13 protein-coding genes and 2 tRNA genes are annotated in these 16692 nt (G+C 72.5%); 7 read left to right on the forward strand and 8 right to left on the reverse strand.

The genetic code is table 11. From position 1 onward, the window contains the following. The first annotated feature begins 207 nt into the window (after positions 1-207). Both ACZ4VA_RS15190 and ACZ4VA_RS15195 read left to right on the forward strand, forming a co-directional pair. On the forward strand, positions 208-2403 hold the full coding sequence (locus ACZ4VA_RS15190; RefSeq protein WP_355791171.1) for an elongation factor G-like protein EF-G2: 2196 nt from the start codon (positions 208-210) through the stop codon (positions 2401-2403). A 174-nt stretch (positions 2404-2577) separates the two neighbouring features. Then, positions 2578-4239: a hypothetical protein gene (locus ACZ4VA_RS15195; RefSeq protein ID WP_356166592.1), complete on the forward strand. Its 1662-nt coding sequence runs from the start codon at positions 2578-2580 to the stop codon at positions 4237-4239. 43 nt (positions 4240-4282) lie between these two features. On the opposite strand, the gene ACZ4VA_RS15200 is transcribed toward ACZ4VA_RS15195, so the two are convergent. Further along, positions 4283-4846, reverse strand: a complete 564-nt coding sequence (locus tag ACZ4VA_RS15200; protein ID WP_355784474.1) for an HIT family protein — start codon at positions 4844-4846, stop codon at positions 4283-4285. Positions 4847-4913: 67 nt separating this feature from the next. Between ACZ4VA_RS15200 and ACZ4VA_RS15205 the strand changes: the two genes are divergently transcribed. Next, entirely contained in the window at positions 4914-5567 is a 654-nt protein-coding gene (locus tag ACZ4VA_RS15205; RefSeq protein ID WP_355784477.1) for a potassium channel family protein, read from the forward strand. A 33-nt stretch (positions 5568-5600) separates the two neighbouring features. Here ACZ4VA_RS15205 and thrS read toward each other — a convergent pair whose 3' ends face one another. The 3 genes from thrS to ACZ4VA_RS15220 form a co-directional block, all read right to left on the reverse strand. Further along, a complete protein-coding gene (thrS, locus tag ACZ4VA_RS15210; protein WP_355784480.1) occupies positions 5601-7577 on the reverse strand; it encodes a threonine--tRNA ligase in 1977 nt (658 codons plus the stop codon). A gap of 121 nt (positions 7578-7698) precedes the next feature. Beyond that, positions 7699-8925 carry a hypothetical protein gene (locus tag ACZ4VA_RS15215; protein WP_356242126.1) on the reverse strand — a complete coding sequence of 409 codons (1227 nt, stop codon included), beginning with the start codon at positions 8923-8925 and terminating at the stop codon, positions 7699-7701. Next, positions 8922-9488 carry a DUF4365 domain-containing protein gene (locus ACZ4VA_RS15220; RefSeq protein WP_355793927.1) on the reverse strand — a complete coding sequence of 189 codons (567 nt, stop codon included), beginning with the start codon at positions 9486-9488 and terminating at the stop codon, positions 8922-8924. Before ACZ4VA_RS15220 ends, ACZ4VA_RS15215 begins: the two co-directional genes overlap by 4 nt. Before the next feature lie 168 nt (positions 9489-9656). On the opposite strand from ACZ4VA_RS15220, the gene ACZ4VA_RS15225 reads away from it, so the two are divergent. Next, positions 9657-10382, forward strand: coding sequence for a 3'-5' exonuclease (locus ACZ4VA_RS15225; RefSeq protein ID WP_356166601.1), 726 nt, complete (start codon positions 9657-9659; stop codon positions 10380-10382). A gap of 58 nt (positions 10383-10440) precedes the next feature. On the opposite strand, the gene ACZ4VA_RS15230 is transcribed toward ACZ4VA_RS15225, so the two are convergent. Both ACZ4VA_RS15230 and ACZ4VA_RS15235 read right to left on the reverse strand, forming a co-directional pair. Continuing rightward, positions 10441-10512, reverse strand: a tRNA-Val gene (locus ACZ4VA_RS15230). 39 nt (positions 10513-10551) lie between these two features. Further along, positions 10552-10998: an SRPBCC family protein gene (locus ACZ4VA_RS15235; protein WP_356166604.1), complete on the reverse strand. Its 447-nt coding sequence runs from the start codon at positions 10996-10998 to the stop codon at positions 10552-10554. 87 nt (positions 10999-11085) lie between these two features. On the opposite strand from ACZ4VA_RS15235, the gene ACZ4VA_RS15240 reads away from it, so the two are divergent. Continuing rightward, positions 11086-13524: an SCO7613 C-terminal domain-containing membrane protein gene (locus ACZ4VA_RS15240; RefSeq protein ID WP_468081622.1), complete on the forward strand. Its 2439-nt coding sequence runs from the start codon at positions 11086-11088 to the stop codon at positions 13522-13524. A gap of 1159 nt (positions 13525-14683) precedes the next feature. On the opposite strand, the gene ACZ4VA_RS15245 is transcribed toward ACZ4VA_RS15240, so the two are convergent. Together ACZ4VA_RS15245 and ACZ4VA_RS15250 are read right to left on the reverse strand one after the other, a co-directional pair. Then, positions 14684-14758, reverse strand: a tRNA-Val gene (locus ACZ4VA_RS15245). 81 nt (positions 14759-14839) lie between these two features. Further along, positions 14840-15274, reverse strand: coding sequence for a TIGR02611 family protein (locus ACZ4VA_RS15250; RefSeq protein WP_356166610.1), 435 nt, complete (start codon positions 15272-15274; stop codon positions 14840-14842). Positions 15275-15465: 191 nt separating this feature from the next. Between ACZ4VA_RS15250 and ACZ4VA_RS15255 the strand changes: the two genes are divergently transcribed. Beyond that, complete coding sequence (locus ACZ4VA_RS15255) at positions 15466-15879, forward strand: SsgA family sporulation/cell division regulator (protein WP_003959770.1); 414 nt, start codon at positions 15466-15468, stop codon at positions 15877-15879. 250 nt (positions 15880-16129) lie between these two features. Next, on the forward strand, positions 16130-16687 hold the full coding sequence (locus tag ACZ4VA_RS15260) for a CGNR zinc finger domain-containing protein (RefSeq protein WP_356166613.1): 558 nt from the start codon (positions 16130-16132) through the stop codon (positions 16685-16687). Positions 16688-16692 lie beyond the last annotated feature (5 nt).

Genomic DNA, 16692 nt, shown 5'->3' on the forward strand with positions numbered 1-16692 from the left:
CGCGCGCGCCTGTGCGACGGCCGGGCACCCGCGCCCCGCGTCGCGGCGGACGCCACCGGGGTCACGGCGCGATCGCGTCCGTCGTATGGACGCACCGTGACGGGAGTGGAAAGCTCGAAGGACCGCGGGCGTCGCCGGAGCCGCCACCGCACGCGGACCGGCATGTCCGCGCCCACAGTGACCTCACCGTGCACGGGAGGCAAGGCCATGGGCGACAAGGCGAACGCACACCCCGGAGCCGCCGGCAGGGCTACGGCGGCCGACCACCCCGCGTCCGTACGGAATGTGGTGCTGGTCGGCCACAGCGGATCCGGCAAGACGACGCTGGTGGAGGCTCTCGCGCTGACCGCGGGAGCGGTGAACAGGGCGGGCCGCGTGGAGGACGGCGGCACCGTCTCCGACTACGACGAGATCGAGCACCGGCAGCAGCGTTCGGTGCAGCTCTCACTGGTCCCCGTCGACTGGGGCGGGTACAAGATCAACATTCTGGACACCCCGGGATACGCGGATTTCGTCGGGGAGCTGAGGGCCGGTCTGCGCGCTGCGGACGCGGCCCTCTTCGTCGTCTCGGCCTCGGACGGGGTGGACGGCTCGACCCGGATGGTGTGGGACGAGTGCGCGGCGGTCGGCATGCCGCGGGCCATCGTGGTCACGCACCTGGAGGCGGCCCGCGCCGACTTCGAGGAGATGACCCGCATCTGCGCGGACGCGTTCGGCGCCGACGATCCCGACGCCGTACTGCCGCTGTACCTGCCGCTGCACGGCGCGCCCGGGCCCGACGGGCACGCCCCGGTGACCGGGCTGATCGGGCTGCTCTCGCAGCGCCTCTTCGACTACTCCTCCGGTGAGCGCAAGGAGTCCGAACCGGGTCCCGAGCAGCTGCCGCTCATCGAGGAGGCCCGCAACCGGCTGATCGAGGGGATCATCGCGGAGAGCGAGGACGAGACCCTCATGGACCGCTATCTCGGCGGCGAGGAGATCGACCTGAAGACGCTCGTGCAGGACCTGGAGCGGGCCGTGGCGCGCGGGACCTTCTTCCCCGTGCTGGCCGCCGCCCCCGCCGCCGAGGGCGCCCGCCAGGGCCTCGGCACGGTCGAGCTGTTCGAGCTGATCACCGGCGGCTTCCCGACCCCCCTGGAGCGACCGGCGCCCGAGGTCACCACCCCGGACGGCCGGGCCCGCGAGGTCACGGCGTGCGATCCGGACGGGCCGCTGGTCGCCGAGGTGGTCAAGACCGCCAGTGACCCCTACGTCGGCCGCGTCTCGCTCGTGCGGGTCTTCTCCGGCACGCTGCGCCCGGACGCGACGGTGCACGTCTCCGGGCACGGTCTCGCCGACCGCGGCCACGAGGACCACGACGTCGACGAGCGCGTCGGCGCCCTGTCCGCACCCTTCGGCAAACAGCAGCGGGTGCTCACGCACTGCATCGCGGGCGATCTGGCGTGCGTGGCGAAGCTGAACCGCGCGGAGACCGGGGACACGCTTTCGGCCAAGAACGATCCGCTGCTGATGGCGCCGTGGCAGATGCCCGACCCGCTGCTGCCGCTGGCCATCGAGGCGCACAGCAAGGCCGACGAGGACAAGCTCTCGCAGGGACTGGCACGGCTGGTGGCCGAGGACCCGACGATGCGTCTGGAGCAGAACCAGAACACGCATCAGGTGGTCCTGTGGTGCCTCGGCGAGGCGCACGCCGACGTCGCCCTGGAACGGCTGCGGAACAGGTACGGCGTCCGCGTCGACGTCGTCCCGCACAAGGTGTCGCTGCGGGAGACCTTCGCGGCCGCCGCCACGGGCCGCGGCCGGCATGTGAAACAGTCCGGCGGCCACGGGCAGTTCGCGGTCTGCGAGATCGAGGTGGAACCGCTGCCGAACGGCTCCGGGATCGAGTTCGTGGACAAGGTCGTCGGCGGCGCCGTGCCGCGGCAGTTCATCCCGTCCGTGGAGAAGGGCGTACGCGCCCAGGCCGCGAGGGGGGTGGCCGCCGGCCATCCGCTCATCGACGTACGGGTCACGCTGCTCGACGGCAAGGCGCACTCGGTGGACTCCTCCGACGCCGCGTTCCAGACCGCCGGGGCGCTCGCCCTGCGCGAGGCCGCCGCGGACGCGGTGATCCATCTGCTGGAGCCGGTGGCCGAGGTGACGGTCCTGGTGGGCGACGAGTACGTGGGCGCCGTGATGAGCGACCTGTCCGGACGGCGCGGCCGGGTCGTCGGGACCGAACAGGCGGGCGGCGGACGCACCGTCGTACGGGCCGAGGTGCCGGAGATCGAGATCGGCCGGTACGCGGTCGACCTGCGCTCGCTCTCGCACGGCACCGCCCGCTTCGGCCGGCACTACGCGCGGCACGAACCGATGCCGACGCAGATCGCCGAGCGGATCCGCGAACAGGCCCGGGCCGCCTGACAGTTCGGGCGGGGCAGCACGTCGGCGGGCGGCTTCGGCCGTCCGCCGACGGATGTCCGCGGCTGCGGATACGCTGATGACCTGATCAAGTTGCGACTCGATCAGCACGATGACCTGATCAACAGGTGTGCGAGGCACGGAAGTCGGGAAAAGCCGCAGCAGCGGACGGCGGCGATGGGGGCGGCAGTGGCCACTGACGGATTCGATTTCAGTCCCGGGGCACAGGTGCCGCTCTCGGGCTCGGCGGGACAGACCGCCGCCACCTACGCCCTGGCGTCGGCGGCGTACCGGGACAACGAGGTCGCGGAGATCCTCAAGGCCAACAACGAATGGCACCAGTCGGTGGTCAAGCCCGGCCGCCGGTGGGCGTCCCTGTGGCGGCCGAACCTGGGCGAGGCCTTCGCCCGGGCCGTCCAGGACCGCATGCTGGGCGCCGGCCGCAAGCCCCTCATCCAGTCGTTCGGCACGGAGCCTCAGGTCGTCGTCGAGCACTGCCTCGCCGCGAACCGCATCCGCCGGGAGCGCGACAACTGGCTCACGGCGGTCTGGGTGCTGTGCGGGCTGCTCTTCCTGCCGGGACTCGTCGTCTGGCTGCTGGTCTTCCAGATCCGGTCGGCGGTGACGAAGCGCGGCGGCGCGCTCGCCACCACGCTGCTGGTGGCCGTCGGCGCCCTCGCCGTGCTCTTCGTGCTCAAGATGCCCTTCGGCGGCTTCTGGGGCTGGTACGCCCGCGCGACCGTGGTGATGCCGGTCGTCGGCTGGTTCTGGGCCAAGCGGATCTGCGAGCGGACCGCCCAGGACCTGCGCGAGCGCTGGGACAGCCTGCTCGCCGGCGGCGGCCTCGGCGCCAAGATCCCCGAGGCGGTGCCGGGCAGCCCCGGGGAGAACGCGGCGGAGCGGCTGCGCCAGTCCCTGGCCCGGCTCAGCGCCGAGCAGCAGTCCAACTCGGTCTTCTACGCGGGCCCCAAGGGCATACTCGGCATGGGCACCCGCTGGGGCAGCTGGCAGCTCGCCGAGAACCTGGTGCCCCGCGACCCCGACCGGGAGATCCACCCCTTCCGCAGCTGGGACGTCGTCCGGTCGATCCACGACCAGCTGCGCATGCTGGAGCGCGGCCCGCTGAACACGGGCGGTTTCCCGAAGCCCTCCATCAAGCACTGGATCGTCACGCCGATCGGTGAGAACGCCAAGGCGGTCTCCCGGCCCGAGGGCACGGACGTGGACGCGTTCCAGGTCAGGAACCACGCGATACAGGACATCTGCAACAAGCAGCAGTTCGGCGGCGGCGACCGCCACTACCTGGGCGTGCAGTGGACACTGTGGGACGGCCAGCTCGTCCTCACCATGCTGATCACGGTGACCGTGCTGCACGAGACGCTGCGCATCGAGGTCACCGGCCACGCGCTGGGCCCGGTCAACTCCCTCTTCACCACCAAGCCGGAGGCGCCCACCAAGGAGGTCGCCAAGTCCGTCAGGTTCTGGGAGACCCGCAAGGTGACCCTGCCCCTGGTCGACACGGACGAGGTGGTACGCCTCACCGCCCGCGCCCCCCTCACCTGGTACCCGCCGCTGCTGAACTGGCTGGGCGGCACGCTGACCCTGCCCGAGCCGTTCGGTCTGCGGCACGCCTGGGCGGACCAGCCCTGGCGGCACCGCTTCATGGCGGACGACGCGCTGCGCGCCGCGACGCCGGTGCTGCGCGTGGTCCACGCGGCGGCGATCAAGGTCCTGGAGGAGAACGGCGTGGACACCGAGAAGTTCGGCACCCGCTCGTCGTTCCTCAGCACCGCGGTCCAGGACGTCTCACCGCGGAAGGCGGACGTGTACGACGCGTAGCGCGTCCGGCGGGGCCGTCGACGCGGCCCCGCCCCGCGTTCCTCTAGCCCTGTGACGGCCAGGCGTCGGCCAGCATCTTCCGGGTGTCGGCGAGCAGCTGCGGCAGCACCTTGGTGTGGCCGACGACCGGCATGAAGTTCGTGTCGCCGCCCCAGCGGGGCACGACGTGCTGGTGCAGGTGCGCGGCGATGCCCGCCCCGGCCACGCCGCCCTGGTTCATGCCGATGTTGAAGCCGTGCGCCCCCGAGGCCGTACGCAGCGCGGTCATGGCCTGCTTGGTCAGGTCGGCCAGCTCCGCGGTCTCCGGGCCCGTGAGGTCGGTGTAGTCCGCGACGTGCCGGTAGGGCACCACCATCAGGTGGCCGCCGTTGTACGGGTAGAGGTTGAGCACCGCGTACACGTGCTCGCCGCGCCGGACGACCAGCCCGTCCTCGTCGGACTTGGCGGGGATCGAGCAGAAGGGACAGCCGTCGTCGGCACCCGGGCCGGTGGGCTTGTTCTCGCCCTGGATGTAGGCCATCCGGTGGGGCGTCCACAGGCGCTGGAACGCGTCCTGCGTCCCCACTCCGATCTGCTGCTCCGGCTCACTCGTCATGAGAAGCAGCATATGACTTCGCCCGTTCGCGGCGTGTCGCCGGGGTTGCGGGAAGCTGCGTCCGGGCCAAGCTGGGCCGGTGGATCCCGACAGCCCCACCGCCCGCTGGGAGCGGCGCACCGAGCTGCTGCTCACCCCGGCCTCGCTGGCCTTCCTCGGCGCGTACGCCTTCCTGGTCCTGGCGCCGGAGGCGGAGGACGCGCACCGGGACCTCGCGCTGGCCGTCCTGCTCGCCGCCTGGGCGGTGTTCGCCGTCGACTACGGGGTGCGCTGGCGGCTCAGCGGACGCCGGCTCGGCTACGTACGGACGCACGTGCTGGACACCGTGGTGCTGATCCTGCCCCTGCTGCGTCCGCTGCGGATCGTGCGCATCTACGAGGTCATGCAGCGCCGGAGCGGCCGGCCCCGGCTCAGCCTGCACGCGCGGGTGATCTCCTACGCGGGGATCTCGGCCACCCTGCTGGGCTTCACCGGTGCCCTCGCCGTGTACCAGCAGGAGCGGGACGCGCCGGGGGCGGACATGCGCACGTTCGGGGACGCGGTGTGGTGGGCCTGCTCGACGCTGACCACGGTCGGCTACGGCGACATCGTGCCCGTCACGACGGGCGGCCGGGTGATCGCCGCCGGGATGATGGCCTGCGGCCTGGCGCTGCTGGGGGCGGTGACCGGCTCGTTCTCCTCCTGGCTGATCCAGGTGTTCTCCCGGGAGGACGAGAGGCCCCCGGGGAGCTGAACTCCCGGGGGGCCTCTCGTCACGCGGGGTGGGTCAGACCTGCACGCGGTCCTCGACGACCTGGAGGATCTTGGCGATCGCCTCGTCGACGGGGATGCCGTTCTCCTGGGAACCGTCGCGGTAGCGGAAGGAGACGGCGCCGGCCGCCATGTCCTCGTCGCCCGCGATGACCATGAAGGGCACCTTCTGCTTCTGCGCGTTGCGGATCTTCTTCTGCATCCGGTCCGAGGAGGAGTCGACCTCGACGCGCAGGCCCTTCCTCTTCGCCGCGGCGGCGAACTTCTCCAGGTACTCGACGTGGGCGTCGCCGATCGGGATGCCGAGCGCCTGCACGGGCGCAAGCCAGGCCGGGAACGCGCCCGCGTAGTGCTCAAGGAGCACCGCGAAGAAGCGCTCGATGGAGCCGAACAGCGCGCGGTGGATCATGACCGGACGCTGCTTGGCGCCGTCGGGGCCGGTGTACTCCAGGTCGAAGCGCTCCGGCAGGTTGAAGTCGAGCTGGACGGTCGACATCTGCCAGGTGCGGCCGATGGCGTCCTTGGCCTGGACGGAGATCTTCGGGCCGTAGAAGGCCGCGCCGCCCGGGTCCGGGACGAGCGGGAGGCCCTGCTTCTCGGCCACCTGCCGCAGCGTCTCGGTGGCCTCCTCCCAGATCTCGTCCGAGCCGACGAACTTCTCCGGGTCCTTGGTGGAGAGCTCCAGGTAGAAGTCGTTCAGGCCGTAGTCGCGCAGAAGCCCGAGGACGAAGGTGAGCGTCTTGTCGAGCTCCTCCGCCATCTGCTCCTTGGTGCAGTAGATGTGCGCGTCGTCCTGCGTGAAGCCGCGGGCCCGGGTCAGGCCGTGCACGACGCCGGACTTCTCGTACCGGTACACGGTCCCGAACTCGAAGAGGCGCAGCGGCAGTTCACGGTAGGACCGGCCGCGCGCGTCGAAGATCAGGTTGTGCATCGGGCAGTTCATGGGCTTCAGGTAGTAGTCCACGCCCTCGTCGAGCTGCATGGGCGGGTACATGCCGTCGGCGTACCAGTCCAGGTGGCCCGAGGTCTCGAAGAGCTTCCCCTTCGTCGCGTGCGGGGTGTAGACGAACTCGTAGCCCTCCTCCTCGTGGCGGCGGCGCGAGTAGTCCTCCATGACCCGGCGGATGATGCCGCCCTTGGGGTGGAAGACGGCGAGGCCGGAGCCGATCTGGTCCGGGATGGAGAACAGGTCCAGCTCGTTGCCCAGCTTGCGGTGGTCGCGCTTCTCCGCCTCGGCGAGGAACTCCAGGTGTGCCTTCAGCTCCTCCTTGGAGGGCCAGGCGGTGCCGTAGATGCGCTGGAGCATCGGGTTCTTCTCGCTGCCGCGCCAGTAGGCGGCGGCGTTGCGCATGAGCTTGAACGCCGGGATGTTGCGGGTGGTGGGCAGGTGGGGACCGCGGCACAGGTCCTTCCAGCACAGCTCGCCGGTCTTGGCGTCCAGGTTGTCGTAGATGGTCAGCTCGCCGCCGCCCACCTCGACGTCCGCGCCGTCGTCGGTGGAGGCCGAGCCCTTGATGCCGATGAGTTCGAGCTTGTACGGCTCCCCCGCGAGCTCCTCGCGGGCCGCCTCGTCGGTCACCACGCGCCGGGAGAAGCGCTGGCCGCGCTTCTGGATCTCCTGCATCTTCTTCTCGACGGCCTTGAGGTCCTCGGGCGTGAAGGGCCGCTCGACGTCGAAGTCGTAGTAGAAGCCGTCCTTGACCGGCGGGCCGATGCCCAGCTTGGCCTCGGGGAAGAGCTCCTGCACGGCCTGCGCCATGACGTGCGCGGTGGAGTGGCGCAGGATGTTCAGGCCGTCCGGGGAGGAGATCTCGACCGGCTCGACCTCCTCGCCGTCCCGGACCGCGTACGCCAGGTCCTTGAGCTCTCCCGCGACCCGGGCCGCGACGATCGAGCGCTCACCGGCGAAGAGTTCGGCGGCCGTAGTGCCCGTCGTCACCACGCGCTCTTCCCGCTCGGAATCGCGATGGATGATCACACGGACGTCTGACACCGGTCTCTCCTGCCTGAAGGGGACGTGCGCATCCTGTGCTGCGCGCGTCGTAACAAAGGCGATCGTACCGATCCCGGGGTCCGCTCCGCGAAACGGTCGCGGACGGCGGTCCGCTCTGCGGTCAGTCGCCGCCGCAGGCCTCTTCGAAGAAGGCCGTGATCTCCGCGGTCCCCTGCGGCGACTTCATCAGCCGGTCCCGCTCCGCCTCGTCGACCTGCACGGCTACGACCCCGGAGGCGTCCGTGAGCCTGCGGAACCCGCCGCGGCTCTCCAGCCGCCCGTGCACCCGCACCGGGAGCCCGGCGAGGTGGGCGTGCCCGGCCGTCCGGTACGCCTCCTCGTCGAGGGTCAGCCGGACGTACGGGACCTCGGCGCCGGCGATCACCCGCAGCCGTACGGCACCGGGGCCACGGACCGTCGACCTACGCATCCGTACGACCGCCCCGGTGAGCCGCACCGGCACGGACGGCTCCTCGCGGAGGTAGCGGGCGCCGGCCTCGCGCAGCGCGGGCAGGTCACCGGGCGAGAACTCGACGGGCTCGGCGGGTGCGGCGCAGCCGTCCGGTGTCCCGGCGGCGGGCGCCCACCCGACGGCGATCCGGGCGCCCTCGGTGCCGCGGACGAGGGCGATCAGGGATTCGGTGAGTTCGTGGCTGACGCCGGCCTCGACGGCCGCGTCGAAGGCGTCCATACCGCCGGTGGCCCGCTGGTAGTCGATCGCCTCGCGGGCCGCGTAGAGCGCCTGGTGCAGCCGTACGGCGAGCGGGCGGCCCGTGGCGACGGGCACGAAGGCGGTGAGCCCGCGGCCGTCGGGGGCGGCACCGACGAGGACGCTCTCCAGGAAGGCGGCGGCGGGCCGGCGGTGCCTGGCGCCGTGGTAGCCGGCACGCGCGCGCGTGGCCAGCGCTCCGGCGAGCAGCATCTGGCGGGCGGCGGTCCGCAGTTGTTCCTCCACGGTCCAGGGCGCGGCGCCCACGGGCCCGGCGGGCGCGTCCCGCCACCACCGGATCTCGTCGCTGGGCACGGCGAGCCCGAGCAGGATGTCGCGGGCGGACGGAGAGGCGCTCCGGGACAGCGCGAGGAGCGCCTCGCCGAGCAGGTCGTCGCTGTCGGGGAAAGCCCGGCTCTCCGGGACCAGCAGGCTGGTCCCGCCGCCGCCCGGTCCCGGCGGGGTCCAGCGGCCGTAGCGTCCGGTGGCTCCGCCGCGCCGCCGCCAGCCGTGCCGGCGCAGCAGCGCGCCGAGCACGGCGGGGTCCACCTGGCGGGGCTCGGGCATCCGCTCGCCGCGGGGGCCGGCCGGACGGGGTCCGGGCGGGCGCGGGGGTTCGCCGACGGGGCGGTGGGTCATGGTCTGCCTCCCGTCCCGACGCGCGTCATGATCTCGCACAGTGCCCGGTCGTCGAAGATGCGCGCGGTCGGTATCCGGACGGTGGTCCTGCGCCGGCCGGTGACGGCGTGGCCGGCGAGGTTGATCCAGTAGCAGCAGTGCCGCAGGTCGAGGCGGTCGTGCCCGGCCCGCAGCCACTGGTCCTGCGACCTCGGGACGAGCATCACGACCAGGATCTTGTGCACCGAGACCGGGGTGCGGGCGAGCTTCGCCAGATGCGCGTTGTCGAGCGTGAAGGAGAAGGCGGGGCCCGGGGGGTCCGGTGGGATCTGGTACGTGCACTTGAGCTGCACCTTGATGGTGACCTCGTCGTCGACCGTGTGCCCGGGGGCGCTGTGGCTGACGTGCCAGTCGATGCCGTTGTCCGGGAACGGCTGGGACAGGGAGCAGCCGGCGGCGGCCGCGACGGCGTGGAGGTAGCCCACCTGGAGTGTCTCCATGCACGCGGTGGTGGCGAGTGTGCCGCGATGCGGTGCCGTCCGCTGGGGCAGCAGCCCGCCCCGCTCGGGCTGCGCGATGGCCATGTCCAACAGCCCTCCGAGACAGTGGTTTTCCCACTGCGGGTCGCTGAACTGCAAAGACCCGTACCTGTGTTGTCTCCTTCGGGCGTATGCCGCAAACAGCCCGGGTATCACCGGAACGGGCAGTGGACGGCGCGTCAGCTGCCTTGAGTGAGTGAGGAGTTGTGACCTATGACGTGCTGGTACGAGGGCCCCCTGGCCGCGTTCGACACGGAGACGACGGGCGTGGACGTCGAGACCGACCGGATCGTGTCGGCCGCCGTCGTCGTCCAGGACGCTCCCGGCGCCCGGCCGCGGGTGAGCAGGTGGCTGGTGAGTCCGGGGGTGCCGGTGCCCGAGGGGGCGACGGCGGTGCACGGGCTGACGGACGAGCATCTGCGGCGCAACGGCCGCTGGCCGTCGCCGGTGATGGAGGAGATAGCCAGGGAGCTGGGCGACCAGGCCGCGGCGGGGCGGCCGCTGGTGGTGATGAACGCGCCGTTCGATCTGACGCTGCTGGACCGGGAGTTGCGCCGTCACCGCGCCTCCTCGCTGGACCGGTGGCTGGACTCGACGCCGCTGCACGTCCTCGACCCCCGGGTCCTCGACAAGCACCTTGACCGGTACCGCAAGGGCCGCCGGACCCTGACCGACCTGTGCGCGCACTACGGCGTGGAGCTGGAGGCCGCGCACGACGCGGCGGCCGACGCGCTGGCCGCGCTGGACCTCGTACGGGCGGTGGGGCGGCGTTTCGCGGCCCGGCTGGAGCGGCTGTCGCCGGCCGAGCTGCACACGCTGCAGTCGGTCTGGCACGCGGCGCAGGCCCGCGGTCTGCAGGCGTGGTTCGCGCGGAGCGGGACCCCGGAGGCCGTGGACCCGGCGTGGCCGCTGCGGCCGGAGCTGCCGGCGGCCGCCTGAGGAGTGCCCTGGGCACACGAAAAACCGGCCCGTCGACGACGGACCGGTTCTTTCCGGGTGGGCGATACTGGGTTCGAACCAGTGACCTCTTCGGTGTGAACGAAGCGCTCTCCCACTGAGCTAATCGCCCGGGAACGCACTGAACCATACAGGTCCCGGCGGGTGTCGTTCAAACCGCTTCGAGGTACGCGCCGAGTCCGCGCCGTCCGGCCCTCATCATCAGGGCGTGATTGGCGCGGAAGACGGGCCGTCCGGGCACCGCGAGCCGGCGCATCAGCGGCTTGCGCACCTCCACCTCCTGGTCGTACCGGGCCCGGGTGCCCGTCCCGTCGGCGGTCAGCGTCCAGCGGGCCCAGCCGTCGAGATCGCCGGTCATCCCGATCTCCAGCACCCCGGCCACCGGGTCGCGCCGCACCTCCTTCGCGGTGAACACCAGGTCGTAGGGGACGAACGAGCGGATGCGGATGATCCCGGTGGTGTCGTCGACACGGTCGACCCGGCGCACCTGGGGCCACCACAGCGGGTAGTCCTCGGCGCGTTCGAGGGCGGTGTAGACGTCGCCGACCGGGGCGGGCAGGGTCCACAGGCTGCTGAAGCGGTAACGGCACCAGTCCATGTGCGGAGTCTGCCCGGCAGAGGGTTGAGTACGGCGTGAGTACGCGCACTCATGCCCGGCCGGGTGACGGGGACCAAACTCCGGAGCATGACCCACATCCCGCCCCCGATCGAGGAGTTGCGGCTCGTCGACGGCGAGCTCCGGCAACTCGACCTCCGCCGGGCCCAGTTGCTGGCCCGCCGCGCCTGGCTGGTCGGCGTCCTGCAGGCTCCGCCGGCCCGCGCGCAGGCGGCGCGGCAGCCCGGCCCTCCCCCGGCCCGCCGCCCCGAGGCCACCGCCCCCGGGGTGCAGAACCTGCTCCTGATCCTCGGCGGCACCCTGCTCACCGTCGCCGCCCTGGCGTTCACGCTGGTCAGCTGGGGCAGCCTCGGGATCGCCGGGCGCGCCTCGGTGCTGGGCGCGGTGACGGTGGCGGCGCTCGGGGCGCCGGTGCCGCTGCTGCGCCGCGGACTGCGCTCCACCGCCGAGTCGGTGGCGGGCCTCGGGCTCGCACTGACCGTGCTCGACGCCTACGCGCTGTACGAGGTGGCGTTCGCCGACCGGAGCGGTGCCGGGTACGCGGCCGTGGCGTCGGTGGTGCTGGCCTCGGTGTGGGCGGGGTACGGGTCCGTGCTCGGCGCGCGGGTCCCGTCGGCCGGCACCGAGCCGACCGCGGGCGGCGGGCGTCCGGCGCTGCGGCTGCCCCTGCCGGCGGCCATGGCGATGGCGCAGTCGCCGCTGCTGCTGTGGACGGTGGCGGCCGGTGCCGGCGCTCGCACGTCGGCGGCCGCGCTCCTGGTCACGGCCGCGCTCGACGCGGCGGTGGCGCTGCGGGTGTCGGTGCCGTCCGTGCGCCTGGTCGCCACCGTCGGCGCGTACGGCACGGGCGCCTGGGGCACTCTGGCGGCCGGTGTGCTCCTGTGGCAGGCGACCGGTCCGGGCACGGCCGCCCCCGCGGCCGCGCTCCTCCTCCTCGCCGCGGCGATCGCCCTGGTCACGGCCCGGCGCGCGCCCGGTCCCGATCTCGCCACCGCCCTAGCGGTGGCCGGCGGCCTGGTCACGACCGGCGCGCTCGGCGGCCTCCTGCGCTCGTGGCTGCCGGACGACTGGACGGTGCCGGGCTTCCTGCTGTGCGGGGTCGCGCTCGCGGCGACGGTACGCACCGGGCTCCCCGAGCCGATGCGGCGCGGACTCCTGCTGGCCTCCGCCGCGGTGCAGGCCCTCGCGGTGCTGTGGGCGCTCCCGGTGTCCCTCGTCGCCGTACTGGGTCCGGTGAGCCGGGTGGCGCACATCTGGTCCGGCGCCCCGGCCGACGCCCGCGCGGCGGTCACCGTCGACCTTCCCTGGCCGGTGCACGCGGCGGCGGCGCCGCTCGTCTCGGCGGTGGTCGCCGTGGTCCTGGCGCTGGCGGTGCGCGCCCCGGCTTGGCGGGACAGGGCGCGCGCGGGTTCGCTGGCGCTGGCCTGGGCGACGGCGTTCGCGCTTCCCGCCGCCCTCGAACTGCCGTACGCGGCGGCCCTGTCGGTGCAGGCGCTCGCGACCGTGGCGGTCCTGGCGGCAGCGGTGTACCTCCGTCCGGCGGAGCCCTTCCTGTCCCCCCTGCCTCTGGTGGGTCTGCTGCTGGCTCTGGCCGGCTCGCTGAGTCTCGCCCTCCTCTCTCTCGCCTCCGAGGCGGCGACCCTCGGCGTACTCGCCGCGCTGTCCGTGCTGTTCGCGGTGGCCGCCCGGCGGCCGCGGCCGGGGCCGGTCGCGGTGGCCGCCGCCCTCACCTGGGTCACCGCACTCGCCTGTGCCGGCGGCGCGTCGCTCGGCTGGCAGCCGGAACAGACTGCCCTGCTCGTGCTCGTGGTGCCGGCCGGGGCCGCCCTGCTGGCCGCCCGCGTCGACGGCTCGCCCCTGACCGTGCCGGTGGAGGTGACCGGGGCCGCCGCCGCACTGCTCGCCGTCGGCCTGACGGTCCCGGACCCGCCGATGCTGGCCCTGCTGCTCGCCCTGTGCGGGGTGATCGCCGCGGGCACCGCGATCCGCGAGAGCCGCCGCGGTGTGGGCTGGGCGGCCGCCGTCCTGTTCGTCCTGGCCACCTGGGTGCGCCTGGCGTCCTGGGACGTCGGTTCCCCGGAGGCGTACACCGTGCCGGTGACCGTGCCCGCCCTGATCCTCGGGGCCGTGCGGCGCCGCAAGGACGCGGGGGTGTCGTCCTGGACGGCGTACGGGGCGGGCCTGTCGGCGACGCTCGTGCCGAGCCTCGCGGCGGCGTGGGCGGACGCGCACTGGTTGCGCCCGCTGCTACTGGGTGCCGCGGCCCTGGCCCTCACGCTCCTCGGTGCCCGGCACCGACTGCGGGCGCCGCTCGTCCTCGGCGGTGCGGTGCTCGTCCTGGACGCGCTGCACGAACTGGCCCCCTACATCGCGCAGGTGGCCGACGCGCTACCCCGCTGGGTGCTTCCCGCGCTCGCCGGCCTGGTGCTGCTCGCCCTGGGCGCGACGTACGAGCGGCGCATCCGTGACGCGCGGCGGGTGCGGGAGGTGCTGGGAAGGATGCGCTGAGGCCTCCGTCGTCCGCGTGCGGCATCCGGTCGCCCAGGAAGATCGGGTGCAGCCGCGTCACCGGTCCGCTCGGCGGCGGAGGTACGACTCCGAAGACCTTCTCGTCGACGAAAAGTGACATGGTGTCGGATGCGACCGGAATACCGAGCCGGTTTCCCTCGGCCTGTCCGGCCTTCTCGACATCCGGATGGAAGTTGTCGAGGCCCGGGTTCCCCGCGTCCATCTGCCACTTGAGACCGAGGAACACACCCCTCTTGTCGTACTTCCGAAGTAATTCGACGGCGTTCCGGAATACGTCCGGTGGATTTCCGCCCGCGGCCCGAGTCCGGGGCCTCTCCCAAAAGGCGGCGTAATCCCGGAAGTCGGTCTTCACCTTGATCTTCGCGGACTTCTTGCCGGACAGCTCGATGGACTTGTCGATCTTCCGCACCCTGCGTACTCCCACCGGGCGTAACGGATCGTCACCGTCCCGCCCAGGACCCACCGTCGGCGCCACGGCTCCGGCACGAGACACCGGCCCCTTCCGGGCGCCTCGATGATTCGGACAGGAATCGGCGGGAGGCGACGGCGCCGCCCTCGGAGGAGGTCCGGAGGGGTCCGCCCCCGGTTTCGCGACCTCGCAGGTCGGACACCCGGGGCCGACGGGCCGAACACCGGACGGCGTTCTCCGCGTCACGCACAGCGGACCGAAAAACCCCTGTCGCACGGGGCATCGCTCCCCCGCGGCGAAGGAGGGACGGGTTCCGCAATCACCGAGGGTGGGCGGCCGGGGCACGAGCCGAGTCGCCCACTCAGGGACCGGAAGAACCGCGACGCACTCTCACCGGCGTCCCGCGGGGGCGGCCGTAGGCGGTGACAGCCGATGGGTCGACGGCCGGATCGGGGAGCGCCTGTCCGGTACGGGGAGATCGACCGCCTCGAATCGCGCGGCCGCCGCGCGCCCGCAGGCGCAGCCGGACCGAGCGGCACGGCGAGGGCGTCGGCCGCTAGAAGGGCCCCTGGCGGCCGCCCCTCGACCCCAGGGCTCCCGGCACCCTGCCTGACGTGTTCGGCCGCTGCGAACCGGCTCGGGCGCCGCCTGGCCCCCGTCTCGGCATCTCCGGAAACGCCGAAAGCGGTCTCCGTCCACGGACTGCGTGGACGGAGACCGCCTTCGAACTGGTGGGCGATACTGGGTTCGAACCAGTGACCTCTTCGGTGTGAACGAAGCGCTCTCCCGCTGAGCTAATCGCCCGGGCGCACGGAGAACATTACCCCATGTCAGAGGGTGGCCCGGACCAGCCGAGCGGTTCCGCGGGACGCCGGGGGAACCGCGTCATTCCTTGATCTTCCACGGCATCTCGAAGCCGAACTTCCAGACGTAGACCGCGACGAGGACCACCACGATCACCAGGCCGACGGTCGTCAGGATGATGTTGCGCCGGCGGACCCGGGGGTCGAGCGCGCGCTGTGTCGCCTCGGTCACCTTGCGCTTCGTCCAGCGCAGCACCAGCTGAGCCCAGACGAACTCGGTCGCCCAGATCGCCATACCGCCGAAGATCACCAGCCATCCCGGGCCGGGCAGCGGCAGCATGACCACGCCCGCGCCGACGACCGCGAGTCCGACGACGAAAACCCCCACCTGCCAGCTCAGGTGCAGCGCCCGCCGGGCCTGGACGAATTCCGGCGCACGCGAACCGAGCGGTCGCTCACTCTTCGATTCCTCGTCGGCCACGGCGACCTCGCCGGGCTCGTCACTCCCCGTATTCATACGACCAAACCCTACCCGAGAGAAACCGGTCACCGGAATGGGCGTACCTCGCGAACGCACTCTCGGCCGGATGAGCTACTTAAAGCCACGCAAAACACTCAGAGGGGTTTACAACGGCACCGTAGGTGGCATGTCGATTTCGCCGACGTGCGAATCCCCGAGCGCACACTGAGCGAAAGGCCCTGGCGCTTATGAACACCACGGTCAGCTGCGAGCTGCACCTGCGCCTCGTTGTGTCGAGCGAGTCCTCACTGCCTGTACCCGCAGGACTGCGGTATGACACGGCCGATCCCTACGCCGTGCACGCCACCTTCCACACCGGAGCCGAGGAAACCGTCGAGTGGGTGTTCGCCCGCGACCTCCTCGCCGAGGGCCTGCACCGGCCCACCGGAACCGGCGACGTCCGAGTCTGGCCGTCCCGGAGCCACGGTCAGGGCGTCGTCTGCATCGCCCTCAGCTCTCCGGAGGGTGAAGCCCTCCTCGAGGCCCCGGCACGGGCTCTCGAGTCGTTCCTCAAGCGAACCGACGCCGCCGTGCCCCCCGGCACGGAACACCGGCACTTCGATCTCGACACGGAGCTCTCCCACATCCTGGCGGAGAGTTAGCGAGAGACCCAGAGCCGCCCGGCGCCGTCCACTCGGGGAGACGGCTCGGGCCTGGACAACTGCATACGGCACACACCGGCGCCGTCGCCGCGGGACCCCGCGGAGGCGGCGCCGGTGCGCGTCCGGCGAGCGGCCGGGCCGTCCGGGATCGTTCCCCGGCCCGGCCCGCACCGGTCCCCGCGGGCGCCGAGCCGCTAGGCTCGGCCCCCATCGGCGGGCGCCCGCCCGACTTCTGGCCAGGGAGCGAATCGTGCTGATCACCCACGACACCCGGTGCGCCCTCGACACCGTGGTGGATCTGGTGAACACCGTGCCCGAGGACGACGCGGCGGACCGGCTCCCGGACGTCGCCGCCCTCGCGGACTTCGTACGAAAGCACGAGATCAGCGATGTGGGCGTGCTCTCGGCGCAGGACCTGGCGGCCGTGCAGGAGGTCCGCGCCCGGTTCACCGGGATCTTCGCGGCGGACGATCCGCGGGCCGCGGCCGCGCTGATCAACGAACTGGTGGCCGCCGCGGGGACCACGCCCCGGCTCACGGATCACGACGGCTACGACTGGCACGTGCACTACTTCGCGCCCGGCGCCTCGGTCGCCGACCACCTCGCGGCGGACTGCGGGATGGCGCTGGCCTTCTTCGTGGTCGCCGGGGAGCAGGAGCGCCTGCGCCGGTGCGAGGCGCCGGACTGCCGGCGCGCCTTCGTCGACCTCTCCCGCAACCGCTCCCGCCGTTACTGCGACAGCCGCACCTGCGGGAACCGTCTGCACGTGGCCGCCTACCGCGCCCGGCGCAAGGAAGCGGCGAGCTGACGGAG

It is taken from the genome of Streptomyces sp. NPDC028308, assembly GCF_055565855.1.

Bases quoted from the DNA above. Each gene is read 5' to 3' on its own strand.
- ACZ4VA_RS15190 (WP_355791171.1), top strand. From the start codon at position 208: ATGGGCGACAAGGCGAACGCACACCCCGGAGCCGCCGGCAGGGCTACG.
- ACZ4VA_RS15220 (WP_355793927.1), bottom strand. From the start codon at position 9,488: ATGGCCATCGCGCAGCCCGAGCGGGGCGGGCTGCTGCCCCAGCGGACG.
- ACZ4VA_RS15200 (WP_355784474.1), bottom strand. From the start codon at position 4,846: ATGCTGCTTCTCATGACGAGTGAGCCGGAGCAGCAGATCGGAGTGGGG.
- ACZ4VA_RS15240 (WP_468081622.1), top strand. From the start codon at position 11,086: ATGACCCACATCCCGCCCCCGATCGAGGAGTTGCGGCTCGTCGACGGC.
- ACZ4VA_RS15250 (WP_356166610.1), bottom strand. From the start codon at position 15,274: ATGAATACGGGGAGTGACGAGCCCGGCGAGGTCGCCGTGGCCGACGAG.
- ACZ4VA_RS15215 (WP_356242126.1), bottom strand. From the start codon at position 8,925: ATGACCCACCGCCCCGTCGGCGAACCCCCGCGCCCGCCCGGACCCCGT.
- ACZ4VA_RS15255 (WP_003959770.1), top strand. From the start codon at position 15,466: ATGAACACCACGGTCAGCTGCGAGCTGCACCTGCGCCTCGTTGTGTCG.
- ACZ4VA_RS15195 (WP_356166592.1), top strand. From the start codon at position 2,578: ATGGGGGCGGCAGTGGCCACTGACGGATTCGATTTCAGTCCCGGGGCA.
- ACZ4VA_RS15235 (WP_356166604.1), bottom strand. From the start codon at position 10,998: ATGGACTGGTGCCGTTACCGCTTCAGCAGCCTGTGGACCCTGCCCGCC.
- ACZ4VA_RS15225 (WP_356166601.1), top strand. From the start codon at position 9,657: ATGACGTGCTGGTACGAGGGCCCCCTGGCCGCGTTCGACACGGAGACG.